We start from the raw sequence: 241 nt of genomic DNA, 5'->3' as shown, positions 1-241 counted from the left end.
TAACAGTCTAATCTGTTCCTCGTGAAGTAGTAGTTGGATGTTTTCTCTTAAGTGTGTGAATCAACTTTAATGGGGTTCTTACAGCAGAGGTTTCCAAGGAATTTGGGTCATCTACTGTAAGTAATATTCTTGATTTAGTTGACAATGCTATTCGTATTAAATCCAATTCAGAACAATTTCTTACGAAGTTGGCGAGATATTATACTACGGTTGAGGTTATAATTGCAGTTTTACTAGCTAT

Annotated in this window: 1 protein-coding gene; it reads left to right on the top strand. The window is 34.4% G+C overall.

All coding sequences use genetic code 11. The annotated features are described in order from the left end of the window. Nucleotides 1-59 precede the first annotated feature (59 nt). Nucleotides 60-241 (top strand): P-type ATPase (locus tag AYC60_RS09490; RefSeq protein ID WP_330996903.1); only part of this gene is annotated, 182 nt, incomplete at its 3' end.

This window comes from Streptobacillus felis, assembly GCF_001559775.1.
GTDB lineage: Bacteria > Fusobacteriota > Fusobacteriia > Fusobacteriales > Leptotrichiaceae > Streptobacillus > Streptobacillus felis.
This window is presented reverse-complemented; position numbering and strand designations above follow the sequence as displayed.